The following is a 17,549-nucleotide window of genomic DNA, read 5'->3' as shown; positions in this document are numbered from 1 at the left end:
TGGCAATGAGCAGCTTCATCAAGGAATTCAGGGAGTTCGTGTCCCGCGGCAATGTGATGGATATGGCAGTCGGCATCATCATCGGCGGCGCGTTCACGAACATCGTGACATCGCTCTGCACGAACATCATCAATCCTCTGATCTCCTTCATCTCCGGCGGCGGCGCTGAGGTCACAGGCCTCGTCGTGCCGGGCACCTCCATCGACTTCGGTGCCTTCATCACGGCTGTCATCAACTTCTTCATCGTCGCCTTCATCGTCTTCTGCATGGTCAAGGCCATGAACCGCTTCAAGGAGGCAGAGGACAAGCTCTTCCACACGAAGGAGGAAGAGGTCGAGAAGAAGGCACCGAAGTGCCCGCACTGCCTCGAGGAGGTCAAGGAAGGCGCCACGAGGTGCCCGCACTGCGGCGGCGAGATCCCTGGCGGCGCCCACGCCGAGTAGCGGCACAGGAAAGATCGTTCTGCTGTCGATGCCTGTCCCTCATGTGGGGCAGGCATCGTGCATGATGGGGGAATGAGGCGAAAGCGCTATACTTGCGAGCGGCCGTGGAAGGCAGGAAGCAGGAGCTCCTCTGTTTGTGGCCACGGCTGAGAGCATGCTTCAGCATGCAGGAAGGAGCCTTTGATGGCACAGAAGATTCAGGGTACCGAGGACCTCTATGGCGGATACATGCGCAGCTGGCAGCATATGCAGGATGTCGCACGCGACCTCTTCGGCACCTATGGCTTCGATATGATCGAGACGCCTGCCATCGAGCAGGTCGATACGTTCGTCCACGGCATCGGCGAGTCGACGGATGTCGTGCGCAAGGAGATGTTCCGCGTCGTCTCGGGCGCCCTCTTCGAGAACCTGCTCGAGGCAGGCACGGAGAAGGGACTCAAGCCGAAGCAGCGCATGGCCATGAGGCCGGAAGGCACGGCAGGCGTCGTGCGTGCCGCTGTGGAGAACAACTTCGTGCCGCAGGGAGCGGCGCCTGCGAAGCTCTGGTATGCGGAAGCGATGTTCCGTGGCGAGCGTCCGCAGAAGGGACGCCTGCGCCAGTTCCACCAGGTCGGCGTCGAATGGCTCGGCGCGGCAGATCCTGCAGCCGATGCTGAGTGCATCATCATGCTCATGGAGTTCTACAAGCGCCTCGGCTTCGATCCGTCGAAGCTCAGGCTCTCGATCAATTCGATGGGCGATGCAGCCTGCCGTCCTGCCTACCGCGAGAAGGTGCGCCAGTTCATCTATGACCACAAGGACGAGATGTGCGAGGACTGCCTCGAGCGTGCCGACATCAACCCGCTCAGGAGCTTCGACTGCAAGAACGACCACTGCCGTGAGGTCATGAAGTCTGCACCGCTCGTGACAGACAACCTCTGCGACGACTGCCGCGAGCACTACGAGAAGGTCAAGAAGTACCTCGACGAGGCCGGAGTTGCCTACGTCGAGGATCCGACGCTCGTGCGCGGCCTTGACTACTATACGCGCACGGTCTTCGAGGTCGAGGCGACCGATGCCGGCGTCGGCGCTATCGGTGGCGGCGGCCGCTACGATGGCCTCATGGAGCTCGAAGGCGGAAAGCCGACGCCGGGCATCGGCTTTGCCGTGGGCTTCGAGCGCATCGCGCTTGCGCTTGCCGCCCAGGGCAGCACGCTCGAGACGCCGGAGCCTGAATGCATCTATGTGGCAGGCACGTCGGCAGAGGAGCGCGAGGCTGTCTTCGAGGCGACGCTCGCCTTGAGGAACGCCGGTGTCCGTGCGGAGGCTGACTACCAGGGACGCTCGCTCAAGAGCCAGTTCAAGCAGGCAGACAAGCTCCATGCACGCCTCTGTGTCGTTATCGGTCCGGACGAGGTCGCAGCAGGCGAGGCGACGCTGCGCGATATGGATACGCACGAGCAGGTGCAGGTGCCCTTCGAGAGTCTGGCTGACGCCGTGAAGGCCCGTCTCGCCTAAAAGAGAGAAGCAGCATCTTGATGCTCCCGCCAGCACGCTGCCGGCGGGAGCTTTCTTGTGCCCAGACAGGATGAGCAAGCGTTTTCCGCAAGCGGTTTTGATTGCCAAGAGGATGGCTTCCCTGTGTCCGCTCTGCTATAAAAAAGGAGCAGACCCGACGCAATTCAGAAAGGCCACGCATGCATATCCCCGAAAACTATCTGAGCCCTTCGACCTGCGGCGTGCTCGCCGCTGCCATGGTCCCCGTCTGGGTCCATGCCACAAGGCGCGTGCGCGAGACCGTGCCGAAGGACAAGATGCCTCTTCTGGGCCTCGCTGCTGCCTTCAGCTTCCTCGCGATGATGTTCAATGTGCCGATTCCCGGAGGCACGACAGGGCACGCCGTGTGCGGCACCCTGATCGCGATACTCTTTGGCCCCTGGGCAGCGACGATTGCGCTCTCGGTTGCGCTCGCGCTCCAGGCCATCCTTTTCGGCGATGGCGGGATTCTGGCATTCGGCGCAAACTGCTTCAACATGGCCTTCGTCCTGCCGCAGGTGGGGTATGGCATCTATACCTGGCTCATGCACCGGAAGAAGGGTGCGTCTTCGTTGAGATCCGAGCTTGTGGCTGCAGGCATTGCCTCCTACGTCGCAATCAATGCAGCGGCGCTCTCAGCTGGCATCGAGTTCGGCATCCAGCCCCTCCTCTTCACGGATGCTGCCGGCAACGCGCTCTATTGTCCTTATCCGCTCTGGGTCTCGGTCCCTGCGATGCTTGCAGGGCACCTCACGGTGGCGGGCGCTGCCGAGGCAATCTTCACGGTCGGCATCCTGGCCTATGTGAGGAAGGCTGCCCCTTCCTTCGGAATCGAGGGGCTCGGTGCGGCGGACAAGGACGCCTCCCGCTCGAGCAGGGCGATGGCAGCCTTGATGTGTGCCCTCATCGTGCTTGTGCCGCTCGGCCTTCTGGCCGAAGGCGATGCGTGGGGAGAATGGGCGCCCGAAGATGTGAGCGCTGCGGTCGGTTATGCACCTCGAGGCCTTTCCTCTGGCTGGATGTGGGAGGCGCTCATTCCTGACTATTCGTTCGGGGCGCTTCCAGACTGGGCTGGCTATGTCCTTTCTGCCGTGATTGGCGCCGCCGTGCTCGTGATCGTGTTCCGGCTTCTCGCAGCAGGAGGAAAGCAGAAGGTCGATTTTGGCACGCGATAGGGAAGAGGCACGGGAGCTGCCTGAGTGGCTGCTGACAGATGAGCGCTACGAGCCTGCAGCTGACAGGGATTCATTCATACGCAAGAGCATGGAGGCCGTGGCAGGGGTCCTGGCACGCCTGAGGCTTGATGGAGGCAGGCCCTGGGCGCTCTCTCCCTCTGCTCCCGTGAAGCTCGCGCTTGGCCTTCTTGCCATCATCCTCGGCTCCTGTGCCACGAACTTCGCATTCACGCTTCTGCTTCTTGCTGTCACGCTCGTGCGCATGGCGCTGCTGCCGCAGAAGGCGCTTTCGCGCTGCTTGAAGACATCTGCGGGAGCAGCCATCCTGAGTGCCCTCCTGATGCTTCCAGCCATCCTTCTGGGACAGGCGAGCTCGGCGCTTCTTATCGGCACGAAGGTCTTCGTCTCGGTCTCGATCGCAATGATCGTGGCGCTCTCGACGCCGCTCTCCGAGCTCACCGGGGCGCTTCGCGCCTTCCATGTGCCGAATGTCTTCATCCTGACTGTCGAGCTGGCATTGAAGAGCATCTATGACCTCGGACAGACGGCGCTCGAGGTGCTCGGGTCCCTGAAGATGCGAAGCGTCGGCAGGAACCACGAGAAGGGAAGCGCCCTGGGCGGCGTCGGCGGCGTCGTGCTCCTGAAGGCGCAGCAGGCAGCGAAGACGACCTCGGATGCCATGCGCTGCCGCGGCTTCGAGGGGGACTATATCGTGCCCGACACGCTCGCATTCCGTCCGGCCGATGCGCTCTGGGCGGCAGGCGCCATCCTGCTTGTGGTGGCTTTCCTTGTGCTCGAAGGCGTCCTCTAGGCTGTCTGGTCCTCTGCGTTCTTGAAATAGTCGGGGAAGGCAGAGAGGACCTCTTCCTTTTCGTCGAGCATCACATGGAGATGGTGTTCGACGAGGTAGGCTGCCTCTTCGGGATCGTGGTGCACGAGGGCGCCAAGGAGCTGCTCGTGCTCGTCCAGGATGGACTGCCAGCCGAGGCCGCGTGCCTTCACATGGAGCCAGCGGAAGCGGTCGAGGTCGACAGCGCCGCGTGCAAGCCAGGCCCACTCGTAGGTCCTGCCGGCAATCGTATAGATCGCTTCGTGCATCGCGTTGTCTGCATCGAAGAAGGCCCTCTGGTCATGGCTCCTGACGGCTGCCTTCTGCGCTTCGATCGTGGCGCGCATGCCCGAGAGGCTCTCTTCCGTGCAGCGTGCTGCTGCCTCGCGCACGACAGGACGCTCGATATTGAGGCGCAGGAAATGGGCGCTCTTGGCCGCATCCATATCGATGAGGGAGACATAGCTGCCGCTCTTGGCCTTCGTATAGACAAGGCCTTCCTGCTGCAGGCGCACGATTGCCTCGCGTACCGGCGTCCTGCCGACGCCGAAGGTCTCGCGCACATCCTTGGCAGAGAGGCGCTGTCCGGGAAGATACTCGAACTCGATGATGCCGCGCTTCAGGCGCTCGTATGCCTCGTCCTGCTGCTTGTCGGGAAGCTCGGCTGCTTCCTGGCGCTCTTCGACCTGCTCTGTCGTCCCTGCCATGGATGGAATCTCCTCTCGTACCTTTCTCGGCTAGCATACCACGCAAACTAGCATCCAAGAAATAGAGAGAGCTGCATCTGTCGGCCAAACGGCGGCATTCGGGCAATTACTTGTGCGTCAGCAGGAAAGACGCGGGCTGCAGCTGAGGCAGCTCCTGAATATCCGTTCGCATAGATTTCCTCCATCTGGCAAGATTTCCTCTATACAACGGATAACTAACATGCTAGATTTGGAATCGTTGAGAGAGACAGAGCCGCAGGAGCCCAGAGGGGCAGGCGGATCTGCGCCGGAAAGGATGGAGCATGAAGCTTGAAGGCAAGGTTCTGACCTTCGGAGAGATCATGATGAGGCTGTCGCCTCCCGATCATCTACGCCTTGAGCAGGCAAATTCGTTCGATGTGCGGTATGGCGGGGCAGAGGCGAACGTCGCGTTCTCTCTGGCATATCAGAAGGATGATGCAGCATTCGTCTCCATCGTGCCGGAAAGCCGCATCGGCGACTGCGCATTGAGGAGCCTTTCTGCCTACGGCGTCGACGTGAGCCGCGTCGTGCGCAAGGGCGACCGTCTCGGCAGCTACTTCTTCGAGATCGGCGCTTCCGAGCGCTCGAATGGCTGCGTCTATGACCGCAAGTACTCCGCGATGAATCTCGGATCCCACACGGACTTCGACTGGGATGAGATTCTCGACGGCGTCAGCGTCTTCTATGTGAGCGGCGTCACGCCGGCTGTGTGCCCGGAGATGGCAGAGGCCGCTTATGAGGCACTGGCGGCTGCAAGGAAGCACGGCATCGTGACCGTCGCCGACCTCAACTACCGCAAGCTCTGGACGCCAGACGAGGCAAAGAAGTTCTGGAAGCGTGCCCTTCCGCTCGTCGATATCTGCATCGCAAACGACGAGGATGCCCCTTCCTGCCTTGGCATCTCCTATGGCTCGGGCTCCCTTGCCACGGGCATCGAGGAGAAGGATGCCTACGTCCAGATTGCAGACGAGCTTGTCCGCACCTACGGCGTCAAGATGGTCGCTTCCGTCATCCGCGACATCCGCTCCGTCGAGGACTCCGACTGGATGGGCATGATCTATGCAGACGGGAAGGCGCACTTCTCTTCGGTGCATCACATGCATGTGCTCGAGGGGGTCGCTGGAGGCGATGCCTTCGCAGCAGGCCTCATCCACGCCCTGCTTCACGGGATGGACTACGATGCAGCTGCATCCTACGCGATTGCCGCATCCGTCCTGAAGCTCACGATCAAGGGCGATTCGAACTTCGCCACGGCAGAGGATATCGCAGCGGTAGCTGCAAAGGGTGCAGGTCTCAGGGTCAGCCGCTAGAAAACAAGTGAGGAGACAGATATGTCTTACATGGATTCTTTCTACGAGAATGTCGAGAAGATGGGTGTCGTGCCTGTCGTCGTGCTGGACAAGGCAGAGGACGCAAAGCCGCTTGCCGAGGTCCTCGTCGAGGGCGGCCTTCCTTCTGCCGAGGTGACGTTCCGCACGGACGCCGCCGCCGAGTCGATCAAGATCATGGCAGACGAGTGCCCTGACATCATGGCCGGTGCTGGCACCGTGCTCACCGTCGAGCAGGCAAAGCGTGCTGTCGACGCAGGTGCCAAGTTCATCGTCTCCCCGGGCTACAACATGGACGTCGTCGAGTGGTGTCTCGACAACAAGGTTCCGACCATCCCGGCAGGCGTCACCCCGACCGAGGTCACGGCTCTCGTGAATGCAGGCCTCGAGGTCACGAAGTTCTTCCCGGCTGCCCAGTATGGCGGCCTTGCCACGATCAAGGCGCTTGCCTCCGTCTTTGTGGGCCATAGGTTCATGCCGACAGGAGGCGTGAATGCCCAGAACCTCGCAGCCTACCTCGCAGATCCTGCCATCATCGCCTGCGGCGGCACCTGGATGGTCAAGCCCCAGATGATCCGCGAGCACCGCTTCGACGAGATGCTCGCCCTCACGAAGGAAGCGGCCGAGATCGTCCGCTCCACCCGCGCATAGCCCCTCTTCCTGGCTTCCTCCTTTCCCCCAGGAAGAGCCGTACAAGCTTTGAAGGCGCCCTCCGGACTGATTGCATCCGGAGGGCGCCTTCATGTGCATAGAAGGAGGATCGGCTGAGGCAATAGGCAGCAGAGGCTGCTTCGTGCCTGGAAAGGATTTCTGGAGGCAGAGGCGATGCCATGGCCCTTGAAGAGCCTGCTTCGCCCTGTCTGCTCCTGCTCGTCTCGGAGAGGGGGAGAGCAGGCCTGCTCCTGCCAGCTCTCCTGTTCCAGGAGAGGATGGGAGCCGAGATGGAGTTCCCCTCTGCAAGGCAAGGGAGCTGAGAGCAATGCAGCCTCCCCGGACGTGCCGGAGAGGCTGCAGGCAATAGATGCTTTGGTTAGGACGTGCTAGGCAGCAAGCGGAAGCTGTGCAGGCTGTGCCACGTCGTCCGTCGTGAGGCCAAGGAGCTGGCCTGGCGTCTTCTTCACGAAGCTCTTGTCGTGGTGCACCGCATAGGAGATGAGGAGCGTCCAGAGCGGCAGGAGGTAGAGGAAGCAGGCGAAGACGACCGAGGTCGAAGGGGCACCGATGAAGGAGAGCACAGCCACGCAGGAGAGGCTCCAGGGGATGATGCCGGCAAGGACGACTGCGCTGTTCTCGAGGTCGAGGGCAAGTGCGGTGCCGGTGCCCTCGGTCGGGCGGCAGATCTGGTCGGTCAGCATGATCGAGAGCGTCTGGTTGCAGGCCATGCAGTTCGCGATGAAGCTCGTCACGAGGACGCCGAGGAAGGGCGTCGAGCGGTTCGAGAGCTCCCAGACCTTCGAGCAGACGCCACGCAGAAGCCCCGTCCCATCGAAGATGCCCGAGTAGGTCGAGCTCACAAGGATGATCGAAGCGACGTTCATCATTGACAGCACCCCTCCGCCATCAAGCATCGAGGCGATCGTGCGGTCCGTCGACGTATAGCCGAAGATGAGGAGGCCTGGAAGATCCTGAGGTGCCACGCCCTGGACAGCTATGCAGATGATGCAGGCAAGCACGAGCGATGCAAGCATCGTCTTCTTGACGGGAACGCGCATGAGCGAGAGGACGACGATTGCAAGGGCAGGAATGGCAAGGACCCAGCCCATGTGGAACGAGCGGGAGAAGATGGATGCCATCTGCGGCATCGAGGAGGCGTGCTGCGTCGTGAAGCCGAAGGCTGCATAGATGAGGCAAGTGAGCGCGAAGGGCACGGCAGCTGTCTTTGCCATCCTGAGCACGTTCTTCGTGACTTCGGTCTTCGTGAGACCGGCAACGAGGAGGGCAGAGCCGCTCATCGGGCTCATGCGGTCGCCGAAGAAGGAGCCGGCAAGGATTGCGCCGCCTGTGAGGACCTTGTCTGCACCCATTGCCGATGCGATCGTCATGCAGATGACGCCCATCGTCGCAGCGGTGCCGGTCGAGGTGCCCATGAGGGTGGACATGAGGCAGCAGGCAAGGAAGGTCATGAGGATGAAGATGGGAGGGGTCATGAGGCTTGCGCAGACGCTCACGGTATAGGGGATCGTGCCCGAAGCCCTCCATGCCGCGCACATCATGCCGACGATGAGGTAGAGGATGAGGACATCGCGGACAGACTTCATGCCACTTCCTGCCATGTGCGCTACCTCGCGGACGCTGTGGCCCTGCTTCAGCGCATAGCCGGAGAAGAGGGCAAGGCCCGCTACGAGGATCCAGACGATGGGCACGCCAGCTGCAATGCCTGCGACAAGCATCGCGGCAAAGACGGCGAGTACGATGGATTCTGTCATGGCGGACCTTCCTGAGAGCATTTCTTTCCTGAGCGCGAAAAGCAGGATAGGACCCTTGAAACAATGAGTCCAACTGTTATATTCGGTTATGAATACAAAGAAATCTTGTAACTCGACAGTTCCTTTGTTTCGGGCACGTTTCCGCAGGTCACAGACAGTCCGTCTCTCTGCTGTCGGAAACAGGACGCATGGAATGAGGCACTGTCTGCATAGAGGCAAGGAGACTCTGTGAACTTCTCTACCATGAGCTACTTCATTGCGCTTGCAGAGGAGCGCAGCTTCACGAAGGCCTCCTCGCGCCTCGGCATCACCCAGCAGACGCTCTCGGCCCATATCGCAGGCGTCGAGCATGAGCTCGGCGTCCGTCTCATCATCCGCAAGGTGCCGCTCGAGCTCACCTATGCGGGCGGGGTCTTCTTGGGCTATGCCCGCAGGATGCAGGACCTCGAGCGCTCGATGCAGCAGGAGTTCCAGGACATCGCAGGAGATGAGCGTGGCCTTCTCCGTGTCGGCATCGCCTCGACCCGCTCCCATTTCATCATGCCCCGCTCGATCGCTGCCTACCAGCGCAGGCGCCCCGGCATCGAGGTGGATCTCGTCGAGGAGGAGAACGAGGAGCTCATCGAGAGCCTTCAGGCAGGGCAGCTCGACCTGATTGTTGCGACCGTGCCAAAGGATATCCCCGGCCTTTCCGTCCAGGATCTCTACCGGGAGGAGGTCGTGCTTGTCGTTGCAAAGGAGCTCCTCTCGAAGCTCTATCAGGGCCATGAGGATGAGGTCGTAGCTGAGGTGGAGAGGAAGGGCACGCTCCAGCCTCTTGCCGACTGCCCGTTCCTGCTCTTGGGCAAGCGCGACATTCCGGGAGATCTGGCACGCCAGGCCTTCCGCGAGTCGGGCATCACGCCGACAATCCAGGTCACCTCGTCCAATACGGAGACCCTGCTCGACCTCTGTGCGAAGGGGGCAGGTGCCTTCTTCTGCCCGAGGAGGCTCGTCTTCTCCTCTCTTTCAGAGGAGGAGCAGACGCAGGTCCGGCTCATCCATCTCGGAGACAAGGCGCTCTACTGGATCAACGTTGCCTGGAGGAAGGCAGACCATATCTGGAGCGCGACCGAAGCCTTCTACAAGACGCTCGCCGAAGAAGTGGGAGAGATGCACCATGAGGGATAAGGATATGCGTCCGTACCATATCGCCGAGGCTGATGACGCAAGGGTCTCATTCGTTGTGGATGCGGACGTGACAGCAGATGCGCTCCTCGAGGCTGCCGGCGTCTCGAAGACGCAGAGGAAGGAGATCTTTGAGGAGAGGCGCCTCTCGAGAGATGCCGGGCCGCTCAGGCCAGCAGATGCCCTGGATGCAGGAGATCTGGTCGAGCTTGTCCTCAGGAAGGACGCAGCAGAAGGTCCCGATGCGCCGGCTGCAGCAGCGCGTGCTGCCGATATCCTCTTCGAGGATGCGTTCCTGCTCTGCGCCGACAAGCCTTCTGGCATCCTCGTGCATTCGGATGGGACAGGCGGCAAGACGGATACGCTCACAGCGCGTGTCAGGAAGCATCTTGAGGAAGAAGGCAGGAGCGCCTCTGCCCAGGCTGTGCAGCGGCTCGATGAGGATACGACAGGGTGCGTCCTCTTCTCGCTTGCCCCGGAGTTTCAGGGAGGCCTGGACACGCTTGTCGCAGGGCATGCAATGGAGAAGCTCTATCTGGCCTGCGTGCGGGGATCTTTGCCTGAAGGGCCGCATGTGATTGCAGCGCCTCTCGGGCGCGACCGCCACGATGCAAGGCGCATGCGCGTCTCTCCTTCCGGCAAGGATGCGAAGACCACGGTTTGGAGGCTCCTTCGGAAGGGCGGCCTCACGCTTGCCCTCGTCTCGCTCGGCACCGGCAGGAAGCACCAGATCCGCGTGCATCTGGCCTCTGAGGGACACCCGATCCTGGGGGATGCGCTCTACGGGATGAGGGGCGGACACGAGCGCTTCGGCCTTCAGCTCCACTGCTGGCGGGAGTCGTTTGTCCATCCTGTGACAGGGGAGAAGCTCTCCGCCACGGCCCCTGTGCCTGAGAGCTTCCGTTCGCTCTTCGGAGGCAACGAGATAGAGCGTGCACTCGCAGCATGGGAGTCGCGGAAACGATGAGACGCCAAGCTGGAAAGTGCAGGTTTTTGCATCCTTGAGCACGCTTTGCCTTCCTGAGTTCGGTAGACTTGGAAACAGGGAAGCAACGTAAATCTGTTCCAATGCTCGGAGAGGGGCATTCATGGCTGACACCATGCGTGGCGTCTATACGAACCTGACGGCAATCCGCCGGTCCGTATTCCGCGAAGTAGCAAAAGTCATCTACGACAACGGCAGGAATCCGAACTGGACGCTTGCTGACTTCGACAAGGCATTCGAGGAGCTGCCGTACAAGATCATTCCGGGAGACGTGGCCACCTACCGCGAGTCCGTGTTCCTCGAGCGTGCCATCGTCTCGGAGCGCATCCGTCTGGCTGCAGGCCTTTCGCTCCAGGGCGTCGACAGGCCGGCGCATATCTCGGATGGCCTCGCTGATGCCGCAGGTCCTGAGCACTACTACGAGCCGCCTCTGATCAACGTGATCAAGTTCGCCTGCAATGCCTGCAAGGACAACATCTACGAGGTCACGAACATGTGCCAGGGCTGCCTTGCGCACCCCTGCCGCGAGATCTGCCCGAAGAAGGCCATCTCCTTCAAGGACAAGAAGGCCTTCATCGACCAGGACCTCTGCATCCACTGTGGCATGTGCGCCCGCACCTGCCCGTACCATGCCATCTATCACTACGTGCGCCCGTGCGCTGACGCCTGCGGCATGCATGCCATCGGCTCCGATGCACAGGGACACGCAGAGATCGACCAGGACAAGTGCGTTGCCTGCGGCCAGTGCCTCATCAACTGCCCGTTCGGCGCTATCGCAGACAAGTCCCAGATCGTCCAGGTCGCCATGGCCATCCTGGCAGGCCAGGAGGTCATCGCAATCGTCGCCCCTGCCTTCGTCGGCCAGTTCGGCGGCAAGGGCAATGTCGGCAAGCTCCGCGAAGCATTCAAGCTCCTCGGCTTCTCCGGCGTCGAGGAGGTCGCACTCGGTGCTGACCTGTGCTCCGTCCAGGAGGCAGAGGACTTCCTCGAGGAGGTGCCTGACAAGCTGCCGTTCATGGGCACGTCGTGCTGCCCGGCCTGGAGCTCGATGGCAAAGAAGGAGTTCCCGAAGTATGCCGACTGCATCTCGATGGCACTGACGCCGATGACATTGACGGCACGCATGGTGCGCTCCCAGCATCCGAAGGCAAGGATCGTCTTCGTGGGGCCGTGCTCCGCAAAGAAGCTCGAGGCCATGCGCCGCTCCGTGCGTTCCGAGGTCGACTTCGTCCTCACGTTCGAGGAGATGGCCGGCATGATGGAGGCACGTGGCATCGACTACCTCGCACTTGCCGACGACAACAAGTCCGACTTCGATGTCGCATCCACGGACGGCAGGAACTTCGCTGTCGCAGGCGGCGTCGCGAATGCTGTCGTGAACGTCATCAAGCGCGACCATCCTGATGCCGAGGTCAAGACGGCCCAGGCCGGCGGCCTCGAGGAGTGCCGCAAGATGATGAAGGACGCCGTCAAGGGCAAGTATCAGGGATACCTGCTCGAGGGCATGGCATGCCCGGGCGGCTGCGTCGCAGGCGCCGGTACCCTCGTCGCGATCAACAAGTCGGCAGCAGCCGTGCACCGCTATGCGGCCCGCTCGCCGCACAAGAACGCGGTCGACAACGAGTTCCGTGGCCTCATCCACGACCTCGAGTACGCAGATGACGGCGTGCATCCGGAAGATCTGCCGACGGCACCGAAGGCCGAGTAGTACCTGATGCTTCGAAGGGCGCCCTCCGGAAGGAAGGCGCCCTTTCTCATGAGACGATGGCATGAAAAAGCAGGGCCTGCCATCTGGCGGGCCCTGCTGCATGTCTTGGGTCTGGAGTGTCTACTCCTTGTCTCCCTTGATGGAGGCATAGAACGTGGCGCCGTCGAAGACGTCCTTGATCGTCTTTCCGCCGACGAACGGAAGTGCCAGGAACTCGTCCACAGTGTCAACGAGATCGGAGCAGTCGATGTAGTGGCCCTTTTCGTTGCGCTGGCTGGTGTCCTGTGCGCGCCATGCTTCGTAGTTCACGTCGGTCAGGTAGTAGACCTTGCTATCGATCTTCATGTAGACGGAGTGATGGCTGTGGAGGTAGTCAGCCAGCTGATCGTAATTGATATCGAGTGCCTCGGATGCTCTCTTTCCCATGGCATGTCCTTTCGTCGAAGGGCCAGACCCAACGTGCTTGCACTCACTATACCGTTCCTTGAACAAACTCATACATCCGCTTGGGCCAGTGACGGAAATAGCGCCCTCACCGATTGACACTCCCCATGGCTAAAGCCAGGGGATTCTCGCTTCACAGCAGATAGCCTTCCCCCGCATGCGCGGGGGCGGGTCTTACGCCTGCTCCACGAGCGTTCGGGGCGCTTGCGCGCCCCCGGTTCCCGCAAGCCCTGCGGTACCGTTTCCCTCCGCCAGCAGCCTCGCGCCCTCGGCGGCGATGTTCTTCGCCGCGTTGAGGTCTCGGTCGTGGCGGGCCCCGCACTCGGGGCATGTCCAGCTCTCGACCCCAAGCACGACGTTCTTGTTCACGTAGCCGCAGCACGAGCACGTCTTGCTGGACGGGTAGAACCTCCCCACCTTCACGAAGGCACGCCCGTACCAGGCGCACTTGTACTGGAGCTGGCGGATCATCTCTGACATGCTTGCGTCCGCCACGGCCCTGGCAAGGCGGCGGTTCTTCTCCATGCCCTTCACGTTCAGGTCCTCGACGGCGATGGCTTGGCTCTCGCGCACCGCTTCCGTCGTGGCCTTGTGGATGGCGTCCTTCCTCTGGTTCGCAATCTTCTCATGGATGCGGGCCACCCGGACCCGCTGCCTGGCCCGCCTCTTCGAACCCTTCTTCTTCCTGGAGAGCCTCCTCTGCTCGCGGGCCAATCTCTTCTCTGACTTGGTGAGGCTCTTGGGGCTGGCAACCACCTCGCCGTCCGAGCGGGCCATCAGGCAGCGGATGCCGGCGTCTATGCCCATGACCTCGACGTCACCCTGCGGCATATCCGGTTCTGGGCAGTCCGTGCAGCAGACGGCCACGAAATATTCGCCGGAGGGTACCTTCTTGACGGTTGCGGAGAGGATCCGCCCCCGGACGGGCCGGGTGATTCTCGCCCTGACGCTCCCCAGTTTCGGAAGCTTCACATGGCGGGCGTCCACGATCGAGATGCTGTTGGTGCGGTAGCTCTGTCTTGCACCTGATTTCGACTTGAACCGGGGGAACCCTACCCTTCCAGGGCTTCTGAAGAAGTTCTTGTACGCCTTGTCGAGATCGCGCAGGGATTGCTGCAGGGCCATGGAGTCCGCTTCGGCAAGCCAAGGGGCCTCGTCCTTCTTCCAGATGGGTATCTGCGTGATATAGGAATTGATGGATCGGGTCTTCTTGTCCCGCTCGTATTCCTCTTTCCGCATCTGGAGCACTCGGTTGTAGACCCACCGGCAGCATCCGAAGGTCCTGGCAAGCTGCACGCGTTGGGCAGCGCTCGGGTAGATCCTGTATTCAAACGTCATGTCCATGATGGGTCACACGTTCTTCTGGCTCTCGATGTACCGCCTGACGGCCGCAAGCGGGGCGCCGCCCACGGTGGAGACGAAGTAGCTGTTCGTCCAGAGCGAGGGCAGCCTCTTCCTGAGCCAGGGGAACTCCTCCCTCAGGTCGTGGCTGGTCCTGCCCTTGAGGCGCTTCACGGCCCTGTGGATGCCGAGCTGCGGGTCCACCTCAAGGAGCATGTGGACGTGGTCCGGCATGACCTCCATCTCTATGATCTCGAAGGAGAGCTCGTCCGCGACCTGCCGCGCTATCTGCCTGAAGCGCTCGTCCACGCCGTCCACGAGCACGGGGCGGCGGTACTTCGGGCAGAAGACCACGTGGTACCTGCAGCTGTAGACGACGTTGTTGTTGCTCTTGTAGTCCATGGAAGGATTATACCATGGATCCCTATCTAATATCGTCTGCGGCGATGCGCCTTATATCCCCATGCCTAAAGACAGGGGTTTTACGGCGCTTTTGATAATCGCCAAAGGCGCTACGCGAAATGCAAGAGAATCTGAATGGATGCGGCCAGATCAGGCAGCGGCCGTGCCGTCGAGCCCTTCGCCGGTGATGAGGTGCTCGAGCTGCTCCGGCGTCTCGGCAAGAACAGGCGCCCCCTTGTCCTCGAGGAATTCGCGGACGCGGAAGCCCCAGGTCACGGCGATGCAGTCGCACTGGGCGTTTGCGGCGGTCTCGATATCGACCTCGGAGTCGCCGATGTAGACGACATCCTTCTTCTTCATGCCGAGGACACGCATGACCTCGTTCACGGTATCGGGTGCCGGCTTCTTGCGGATGCCTTCTGCCTCGCGCTCGCCGACGATTGCATCGAACTCGCCGGGGAAGAAGTGGTCGATGAGTGTCTGGACGGCAGCGTCTGCCTTGTTCGAGACGACGGCACAGCGGATGCCGCGCGTGCGGAGGTGCCGAAGCACGGCTGCGATGCCCGGATAGGGGCGGGTCTTGTCCATCGAGTGCTCGCGGTAGTAGCTCTTGAAGGCGACGAAGACCTCTTCGAACGTGCCTTCATCGGCGTCCTTCGGAAGGCAGGTGCGCACGAGATTGCGGATGCCATTGCCGATGGCCCAGCGGACCTCATCCTTGCTCTTGAGCGGCAGCTCATAGAGGCCAAGCGCATAGTTCACCGCGTCATAGAGGTCGTCGAGCGTATCGAGGAGCGTCCCATCGAGATCGAATATCGCTGCTGCGTATGCCATGGACTGCCTCCCTGGACCTGTGGCCTCGTATGGTCTTAGTCCTTATCCACAAGAAAAATTACGCACCTAGGCTAGCATTTTCCCCACTCATGCGCAAAAAGGCAGGCAGACGGTAGTGTCTGGACGCATGAGCGCATCCTGGTGGAGCAGCTTCCTGAATGAATCTCCCGGCTTATGCATGAGAGGGGAGTGCCGGAGGGGCATCGGGCAGCCATGCGCTCTCTGGAGTTTCGTGGCAGGCTGGTAACGTTCCGTGAGGCTTGCCGCGGCCGCCCTGCCTTCTGGAGTACAATGGCCGACGCGTGTGCGGGGACGCTGTCTACGCACCCCGCGCCATCTGTCGGGAGCCGTCCGTTACGGCACGGGACGGCACAGATGAGAGGATATCTCATATGGACCAGCACAGCATGCATACCCGCACCTGCGGGGAGCTGCGCAAATCAGACATCGGCCAGGAAGTCACGCTTGCAGGATGGGTGTGGCACAGAAGGGACCATGGCGGCCTCATCTTCGTCGACCTGCGCGACCGCGAGGGCATGACGCAGGTTTCATTCGACCCTGAGCACTCCGGCGGCACGGCCTTCCATACGGCCGAGACCATCCGTACCGAGTGGCCGATCCTTGTCACGGGCACCGTGCGCGAGCGTCCTGAGGGCATGGCAAACGAGAAGCTCGCAACGGGCGAGATCGAGGTGCTCGTCTCCACGATCGAGGTCCTGAACACTTCGAAGACGACCCCGTTCCAGATCGAGGACCACGTGGATACAGCCGAGGATGTGCGCCTGCGCTACCGCTACCTCGACCTGCGCCGTCCGAAGATGATGCATAACCTGAAGCTGCGCTCCGACTTCACGTTCGCGATCCGCGAGGCACTGCACAAGCATGAGTTCATGGAGGTCGAGACTCCGGCCCTCTTCAAGTCCACGCCGGAAGGCGCCCGCGACTTCCTCGTGCCGAGCCGCACGCAGCCAGGCCACTTCTATGCCCTGCCGCAGTCTCCGCAGCTCCTGAAGCAGCTCCTCATGGTCGGCGGCGTCGAGCGCTACTGCCAGGTCGCCAAGTGCTTCCGCGACGAGGATCTTCGTGCAGACCGCCAGCCTGAGTTCACCCAGGTCGACGTCGAGATGAGCTTCGTCACCCAGGACGACGTGATGGGCGAGCTCGAAGAGGTGCTGAAGGATGCCTTCGGTGCCATGGGCGTCGAGATGCAGCTGCCGCTGCGCCGCATCGAGTACTGGGATGCCATGGATACCTACGGCATCGACAAGCCGGATACCCGCTTCGGCATGACGCTGCACGACGTGACGCCGATCTTCGGCCAGTCGAAGTTCAAGCTCTTCGCCTCTGCTGCCCAGACCGAGGGCCAGTATGTCAAGGCCATCAACGCCAAGGGTGCCGGCAAGTGGCCCCGCGCCAAGATCGACCGTCTCGCCGATGTGGCAGCGACCTTCGGTGCCAAGGGCCTTGCCTACATCGCCTTCCGCGAGGATGGCTCCGTCACGAGCCCGATCGTGAAGTTCTTCTCCGATGAGGAGATGGCAGCACTCCGCAAGGAGATGGACGTCGAGCCGGGCGACCTCGTGATGTTCGCCGTGGCAGACCGTCTCCATGCAGACGAGATCCTGGGCGGCATGCGCAACCACATGGCTGATGCCCTCGATATCAAGCGCGAAGGCCATGACTTCCTCTGGGTCGTGAACTTCCCGCTGTTCCACTGGGACGAGGACAGGAAGTGCCTCGACTCCGAGCACCAGCCGTTCACGCAGCCGAATGAGGACCAGATCGACCTGCTCGACACCGATCCTCTTGCAATCGGCTCGCACACCTATGACTTCGTAATGGATGGCTACGAGGCGGGCGGCGGTGGCATGCGTATCCACAACGCCCAGCTCCAGGAGAAGATCCTCGAGAAGCTCGGCTTCACGCCTGAGCGCGCGAAGGCCCAGTTCGGCTTCCTGATGGAGGCACTCACCTATGGTGCGCCTCCTATGGGCGGCTTCGCACTCGGTCTCGACCGTGTCTGCATGCTGCTCACGGGCTCTGACTCCATCAGGGAAGTCATGGCATTCCCGAAGACGAGCTCCGGCTCCGACCTCATGAGCGATGCTCCGTCCGAGGTCTCCATGGCACAGCTCAAGGAAGTCTCCCTGCGCCTCATGTAGGAGCAAGGCAGAAGATGTCCGCAAAGCCGGCTGGGACACCTGTCCTGGCCGGCTTTTTCCGT

16 protein-coding genes are annotated in these 17,549 nt (G+C 61.6%); 10 read left to right on the top strand and 6 right to left on the bottom strand.

Going from position 1 to position 17,549, the window contains the following annotated elements:
* The first annotated feature begins 5 nt into the window (after positions 1 to 5).
* The 4 genes from mscL to ABVS03_RS04085 all read left to right on the top strand — a co-directional run bounded on the left by mscL (position 6) and on the right by ABVS03_RS04085 (position 3,944).
* Positions 6 to 443 (top strand): large conductance mechanosensitive channel protein MscL, encoded by a 438-nt coding sequence (mscL, locus tag ABVS03_RS04100; RefSeq protein WP_368018145.1) that lies wholly within the window; start codon positions 6 to 8, stop codon positions 441 to 443.
* A gap of 183 nt (positions 444 to 626) precedes the next feature.
* A complete protein-coding gene (hisS, locus tag ABVS03_RS04095; RefSeq protein ID WP_368018144.1) occupies positions 627 to 1,940 on the top strand; it encodes a histidine--tRNA ligase in 1,314 nt (437 codons plus the stop codon).
* Between the two features lie 179 nt (positions 1,941 to 2,119).
* Positions 2,120 to 3,133, top strand: a complete 1,014-nt coding sequence (cbiM, locus tag ABVS03_RS04090; RefSeq protein ID WP_368018143.1) for a cobalt transporter CbiM — start codon at positions 2,120 to 2,122, stop codon at positions 3,131 to 3,133.
* Positions 3,120 to 3,944, top strand: coding sequence for an energy-coupling factor transporter transmembrane protein EcfT (locus ABVS03_RS04085; protein WP_368018142.1), 825 nt, complete (start codon positions 3,120 to 3,122; stop codon positions 3,942 to 3,944). Before cbiM ends, ABVS03_RS04085 begins: the two co-directional genes overlap by 14 nt.
* Here ABVS03_RS04085 and ABVS03_RS04080 read toward each other — a convergent pair.
* On the bottom strand, positions 3,941 to 4,669 hold the full coding sequence (locus ABVS03_RS04080; protein ID WP_330972449.1) for a GntR family transcriptional regulator: 729 nt from the start codon (positions 4,667 to 4,669) through the stop codon (positions 3,941 to 3,943). The two genes, ABVS03_RS04085 and ABVS03_RS04080, sit on opposite strands and share 4 nt — an antisense overlap.
* A gap of 302 nt (positions 4,670 to 4,971) precedes the next feature.
* Here ABVS03_RS04080 and ABVS03_RS04075 point away from each other — a divergent pair, with 302 nt between their 5' ends.
* Together ABVS03_RS04075 and ABVS03_RS04070 are read left to right on the top strand one after the other, a co-directional pair.
* The gene (locus ABVS03_RS04075; RefSeq protein WP_368018141.1) at positions 4,972 to 6,000 is read left to right on the top strand and encodes a PfkB family carbohydrate kinase; all 1,029 of its coding nucleotides are present in this window, start codon (positions 4,972 to 4,974) and stop codon (positions 5,998 to 6,000) included.
* 21 nt (positions 6,001 to 6,021) lie between these two features.
* Positions 6,022 to 6,669, top strand: a complete 648-nt coding sequence (locus ABVS03_RS04070) for a bifunctional 4-hydroxy-2-oxoglutarate aldolase/2-dehydro-3-deoxy-phosphogluconate aldolase (RefSeq protein ID WP_368018140.1) — start codon at positions 6,022 to 6,024, stop codon at positions 6,667 to 6,669.
* 389 nt (positions 6,670 to 7,058) lie between these two features.
* Here the strand turns inward: ABVS03_RS04070 and ABVS03_RS04065 are convergent, their stop codons facing one another.
* A complete protein-coding gene (locus tag ABVS03_RS04065; protein ID WP_368018139.1) occupies positions 7,059 to 8,444 on the bottom strand; it encodes a Na+/H+ antiporter NhaC family protein in 1,386 nt (461 codons plus the stop codon).
* Positions 8,445 to 8,672: 228 nt separating this feature from the next.
* Between ABVS03_RS04065 and ABVS03_RS04060 the strand changes: the two genes are divergently transcribed.
* The 3 genes from ABVS03_RS04060 (at position 8,673) to ABVS03_RS04050 (ending at position 12,304) form a co-directional block, all read left to right on the top strand.
* Positions 8,673 to 9,614: a LysR family transcriptional regulator gene (locus tag ABVS03_RS04060; protein WP_368018138.1), complete on the top strand. Its 942-nt coding sequence runs from the start codon at positions 8,673 to 8,675 to the stop codon at positions 9,612 to 9,614.
* Positions 9,604 to 10,578, top strand: a complete 975-nt coding sequence (locus ABVS03_RS04055) for an RluA family pseudouridine synthase (RefSeq protein WP_368018137.1) — start codon at positions 9,604 to 9,606, stop codon at positions 10,576 to 10,578. The genes ABVS03_RS04060 and ABVS03_RS04055 overlap by 11 nt, the downstream gene beginning before the upstream one ends.
* Before the next feature lie 121 nt (positions 10,579 to 10,699).
* Complete coding sequence (locus tag ABVS03_RS04050) at positions 10,700 to 12,304, top strand: 4Fe-4S dicluster domain-containing protein (RefSeq protein WP_330972455.1); 1,605 nt, start codon at positions 10,700 to 10,702, stop codon at positions 12,302 to 12,304.
* A gap of 120 nt (positions 12,305 to 12,424) precedes the next feature.
* Here the strand turns inward: ABVS03_RS04050 and ABVS03_RS04045 are convergent, their stop codons facing one another.
* The 4 genes from ABVS03_RS04045 to ABVS03_RS04030 form a co-directional block, all read right to left on the bottom strand.
* Positions 12,425 to 12,730 carry a CDP-alcohol phosphatidyltransferase gene (locus tag ABVS03_RS04045; protein ID WP_330972456.1) on the bottom strand — a complete coding sequence of 102 codons (306 nt, stop codon included), beginning with the start codon at positions 12,728 to 12,730 and terminating at the stop codon, positions 12,425 to 12,427.
* Between the two features lie 192 nt (positions 12,731 to 12,922).
* Positions 12,923 to 14,092 (bottom strand): IS200/IS605 family element RNA-guided endonuclease TnpB, encoded by a 1,170-nt coding sequence (gene tnpB, locus ABVS03_RS04040; protein WP_368018136.1) that lies wholly within the window; start codon positions 14,090 to 14,092, stop codon positions 12,923 to 12,925.
* A gap of 6 nt (positions 14,093 to 14,098) precedes the next feature.
* Positions 14,099 to 14,491, bottom strand: a complete 393-nt coding sequence (gene tnpA, locus ABVS03_RS04035; protein WP_330972458.1) for an IS200/IS605 family transposase — start codon at positions 14,489 to 14,491, stop codon at positions 14,099 to 14,101.
* 150 nt (positions 14,492 to 14,641) lie between these two features.
* Positions 14,642 to 15,325 carry an HAD family hydrolase gene (locus ABVS03_RS04030; RefSeq protein ID WP_330972459.1) on the bottom strand — a complete coding sequence of 228 codons (684 nt, stop codon included), beginning with the start codon at positions 15,323 to 15,325 and terminating at the stop codon, positions 14,642 to 14,644.
* 392 nt (positions 15,326 to 15,717) lie between these two features.
* Here ABVS03_RS04030 and aspS point away from each other — a divergent pair, with 392 nt between their 5' ends.
* Complete coding sequence (gene aspS / locus ABVS03_RS04025; RefSeq protein WP_368018135.1) at positions 15,718 to 17,487, top strand: aspartate--tRNA ligase; 1,770 nt, start codon at positions 15,718 to 15,720, stop codon at positions 17,485 to 17,487.
* Positions 17,488 to 17,549: the final 62 nt, after the last annotated feature.

Origin of the sequence: Olsenella sp. AGMB03486 (assembly GCF_040884255.1) — a bacterium.
GTDB lineage: Bacteria > Actinomycetota > Coriobacteriia > Coriobacteriales > Atopobiaceae > Olsenella_L > Olsenella_L kribbiana.
Note: the sequence above shows the minus strand (reverse complement) of the source record. Positions and strands in the feature narration are given on the sequence as shown.

Bases quoted from the DNA above. Each gene is read 5' to 3' on its own strand.
- mscL (WP_368018145.1), top strand. From the start codon at position 6: ATGAGCAGCTTCATCAAGGAATTCAGGGAGTTCGTGTCCCGCGGCAAT.
- hisS (WP_368018144.1), top strand. From the start codon at position 627: ATGGCACAGAAGATTCAGGGTACCGAGGACCTCTATGGCGGATACATG.
- cbiM (WP_368018143.1), top strand. From the start codon at position 2,120: ATGCATATCCCCGAAAACTATCTGAGCCCTTCGACCTGCGGCGTGCTC.
- ABVS03_RS04080 (WP_330972449.1), bottom strand. From the start codon at position 4,669: ATGGCAGGGACGACAGAGCAGGTCGAAGAGCGCCAGGAAGCAGCCGAG.
- ABVS03_RS04075 (WP_368018141.1), top strand. From the start codon at position 4,972: ATGAAGCTTGAAGGCAAGGTTCTGACCTTCGGAGAGATCATGATGAGG.
- ABVS03_RS04070 (WP_368018140.1), top strand. From the start codon at position 6,022: ATGTCTTACATGGATTCTTTCTACGAGAATGTCGAGAAGATGGGTGTC.
- ABVS03_RS04065 (WP_368018139.1), bottom strand. From the start codon at position 8,444: ATGACAGAATCCATCGTACTCGCCGTCTTTGCCGCGATGCTTGTCGCA.
- ABVS03_RS04055 (WP_368018137.1), top strand. From the start codon at position 9,604: ATGAGGGATAAGGATATGCGTCCGTACCATATCGCCGAGGCTGATGAC.
- ABVS03_RS04050 (WP_330972455.1), top strand. From the start codon at position 10,700: ATGGCTGACACCATGCGTGGCGTCTATACGAACCTGACGGCAATCCGC.
- ABVS03_RS04045 (WP_330972456.1), bottom strand. From the start codon at position 12,730: ATGGGAAAGAGAGCATCCGAGGCACTCGATATCAATTACGATCAGCTG.
- tnpB (WP_368018136.1), bottom strand. From the start codon at position 14,092: ATGGACATGACGTTTGAATACAGGATCTACCCGAGCGCTGCCCAACGC.
- tnpA (WP_330972458.1), bottom strand. From the start codon at position 14,491: ATGGACTACAAGAGCAACAACAACGTCGTCTACAGCTGCAGGTACCAC.
- ABVS03_RS04030 (WP_330972459.1), bottom strand. From the start codon at position 15,325: ATGGCATACGCAGCAGCGATATTCGATCTCGATGGGACGCTCCTCGAT.
- aspS (WP_368018135.1), top strand. From the start codon at position 15,718: ATGGACCAGCACAGCATGCATACCCGCACCTGCGGGGAGCTGCGCAAA.